Origin of the sequence: Dokdonella sp. (genome assembly GCF_049593775.1) — a bacterium.
Lineage (GTDB): Bacteria > Pseudomonadota > Gammaproteobacteria > Xanthomonadales > Rhodanobacteraceae > Dokdonella.
In genome coordinates, this window is sequence record NZ_JBAWHJ010000483.1 from 1 (window position 1) to 3,614 (window position 3,614).

2 protein-coding genes are annotated in these 3,614 nt (G+C 61.8%); both read left to right on the plus strand.

Annotation, left to right across the window (positions count from 1 at the left end):
- The first annotated feature begins 208 nt into the window (after positions 1-208).
- Positions 209-2,623: an ADOP family duplicated permease gene (locus WBP53_RS16810; RefSeq protein WP_423930904.1), complete on the plus strand. Its 2,415-nt coding sequence runs from the start codon at positions 209-211 to the stop codon at positions 2,621-2,623.
- A 31-nt stretch (positions 2,624-2,654) separates the two neighbouring features.
- Positions 2,655-3,614 (plus strand): ABC transporter permease (locus WBP53_RS16815; protein ID WP_423930905.1); only part of this gene is annotated, 960 nt, incomplete at its 3' end.

Below are 3,614 nucleotides of genomic sequence, written 5' to 3' on the forward strand. Positions count from 1 at the left end.
TCATCTCGTCACAGTTGTACGGAATCGGCGCAACGAATCCGCTGGTGTTGCTCGGCGTTGTCCTCGCGCTGGCCAGCGTGGCGATCTTGGCTTGCGCGATCCCGAGCCTGCGTGCCAGCGGCATTGCGCCCATGGAGGCGTTGCGCAATGAGTGACCCTGGCCGCAAGCCCTGCTTGTCCCGTATTCCGCTTGCTAGGAGAAGTCGCCGTGCACGCGATTAGTCATGAGCTGAAACAGGCGACACGCAGCATTGTCGGCCAGCCTGGTTTTTCGATCCTGGTCGTCGGCGTGCTCGCGGCTGGTTTGACTGCGGTGGTCTACATGCTGATCGCAATCGGCAGCATGATCATGCGACCGCTGCCGTTTCCGGATGCCGAGCGACTGCACTACGTCGGCTACGAAAACGGACCCGGCCGTCAGGGTCAACTGGACGACATGCGCATTGCGGACCTGATCGAATTGCGCGATCGACTTGCTGGTCTGGCCACCATCGGAGGCTTTTCGTCAGCAACAATCAACCTGAGCGACATGGATCGCCCGGAACGCTTCGAAGGCGCCATGGTTTCCGGCAATCTGTTCAGCCTTCTGGGTACTGCGCCAGCCCTCGGTCGTGATTTCAGCCGCGCCGACGAACAGGAAGGTGCGCCGAAGGTCGTCATGTTGTCAGACAAGATCTGGCGGAGTCGCTACAACGCGGATCCGGCTGTCGTTGGTCGCCAGATCCGTGTGAATGCGGAAACCGCAACCGTTGTTGGCGTGATGCCCGAGGATTTCAGTTTTCCGCAACGGCAGGAGGTCTGGAGCGTTGCGCATCTCGTGGCGGGGCAGGCCAATGAATTCAACCATGTCGTGGTCTTGCGCCAGGCGGATACCGCAGACGTCACGACGATCAATACCGCAATCGCTGGCTGGGCAGCCGATGCGGCGGCGGCGGAGCCCGATTACTTTCGGGGATTGAACGTGGCAATGGAGCCGCTCAGCTGGATGGCGGTGAACCAGCGTACGCGCACGATTCTCGGAATCATGTTGATAGCCGTGGTTCTGGTCCTGCTGGTGGCCTGTGCCAATGCAGCCAACCTGTTGCTCACGCGCACCCTGGGCCGACGCCAGGAATTGGCCGTGCGCATTGCGCTGGGCGCAAGCCGCGGACGATTGGTCCTGCACCTGCTTTCGCAAAGCCTGCTGTTGACCCTGATCGCGGTCGCCATCGCCATTCCGTTGGCCAGTGCCGCAGCCAACTGGACCGAGCGAACGTTCCGCGCGTCGGATGAGGGTCCACCACATTGGTTGCACTTCACCCTGGATCCCGGTGTGATCTGGATGACGATCGGCGTGGCTCTGCTGACCGCGCTGGCAGCTGGCCTGTTGCCAGCACTGCGTGCGGGCAGTGATGCCATGGCCGGGGATCTGCGTGATGGCACGCGAAGTGTTTCCGCAGGAGGGTTTGCCCGCGTCAGCAGAGCGCTCGTGGTCGGCGAAGTAGCTCTTTCCTGCGCCTTGCTGATCGCGGTGGGTACGTTGGTGAATGGCATATCCGCGCTCGATCGCAACTCGATTGGCGTTGATCCCACAGGAATACTGACCGCGCGGATTGGTCTGTTTCCCAGCACCTATCCAACCGGCCCGGACCAGGTCCGCTTCTTCGAGCAGGTCTCCGAGCGCGTGCGCAGCGACCCTGCAGTCCTCAATGTGACCGTGGCTACTCATCTTCCCGCCATCAACACCTGGGACAGGGAATTCACAATGACAGGGGAAGTGCACGGCGATGGCTCCGTTCCACGCCTGTTGTTCGAAGCAGTCGATGACCGGTTTCTTGACACCTACTCTCTGCGTCTGCGCGAAGGGCGCTGGTTCGACCAGCGCGATTCAGCCGACACTCCGCTGGTTGCCCTAGTCGACGAACGCTTTGCAGGTCGTCATGCCAGGCACGGTTCGATCGTTGGTCAGCGCGTGCGCCTGGATCCTCGCGACGAAGACGGGCCGGAAGTCACCGTGATCGGAGTTGTAGCCGACATGAGGCTGACCCCGCCAGGTGGACAGCCACGGCCCGCGTTGCTGGTTCCACTGCGACAAAGCCCTTCCCGCTTCGTCAGCCTGGCCGTCAAGGTGCAAGGTGATCCGGCTGCGTTCATGCCACGTCTGAATGAGTTGATTCGCGAAGTGGATGCGGACACGCCAGCCTATTGGGTGCGCACCTATGCACAAGCCCTGCGCGAGGAAACCTTCGCCGAGCGCCTGCTGGCAAAGATATTTGCCGCCTTGGGCGTGATCGCACTGGTGCTCGCCGGCGCGGGTCTGTACGGAGTCATGGCTTTCAACGTCGGCCAGCGCACGCGCGAGATTGGCGTACGCCGGGCGCTGGGTGCGCGCAACTCCACTGTCCTTCAGGACCTCGTCAGGCGGGTCGGTTGGCAACTCGCGATTGGACTGCTGGTTGGACTCGGCCTGGGGATTCCATTTGCGCGGATGCTTTCCGGCGCATTGCCGGCTATCCAGTCCAGTGAGGCACTGGTCGCGCTGACGACCATCGTCGTGTTGAGCCTGGCCACCGCCTGCGCGGTGGTTATCCCTGCGCGCCGCGCCTTGCGCGTTGATCCGGTCGTTGCGTTGCGACACGAATGAGCAATCTGCCCATACAACGGAGATTGAACCCATGAATGCCGTGTTTCACGAAGCAAGGCACGCGCTTCGCGGTGTCGTGATCCAGCCGGGCTTCTCATTTCTTGTCGCCGGTGTAATGGCGCTGGGACTTGCCTGCGTCATCTTCATGCTGATCCTGATCGGCAGCATGGTCATCCGCCCGCTGCCATTTCCGGATGCCGGCCATCTGCATCATGTAGGCATCGATAGTGGCAACAGTCGTGTTGGTCGGCTCGATCAGATGCGTGGCGGAGACGTGCTCCAGTTGCGCCGGAATCTTGATGGACTCGCTGACGTGTCAGGATTCCGCAGTGCCACCATCAATCTGAGCGATCTCGATCGACCAGAGCGCTTCGATGGCGCATTCGTTACCGGCAACCTGTTCACCGTGCTGCAAGTCGCGCCCATGCTGGGGCGCGACTTCGCTCTTGCCGACGAGGCAGAGGGCGCCGTTCCGGTCGTGATGTTGTCGCACGCACTCTGGAGCAGCCGCTACGGTTCGGATCCCGGTGTCGTCGGTCGGCAGGTACGGGTCAATTCGAAGTTGTCCACCGTGATTGGCGTGATGCCGGAAGATTTCAGCTACCCGCGCCGTGAAATGGTCTGGGTCCCCGGCCAGTTCAGTGAGGGGGTGGCGAATTCCACGAGCTACGATGTCGTCATCAGGCGCGGCGAATCGGTTTCCCGTGCGGCCATCGAAACGGCTGTTGGTGGCTGGTTTGCGGATGCCTCACGCAACGAACCCGAGAAATTCAGTGGTGCCCGTATTGCCGTCGAACCCCTTGCGTATCTGACCGTCCATGGCGGTACGCGCGCAGTGCTCAATGTGATGCTGGTGGCGACCTTCCTGGTGCTGTTCGTTGCTTGTGCCAATGCCGCAAACCTGCTGCTGACGCGAACGCTTGCGCGGCGCAACGAGTTGGCCATCCGTGTCGCGCTGGGTGCCAACCGGCGCCGTTTGTCATTGCATCTG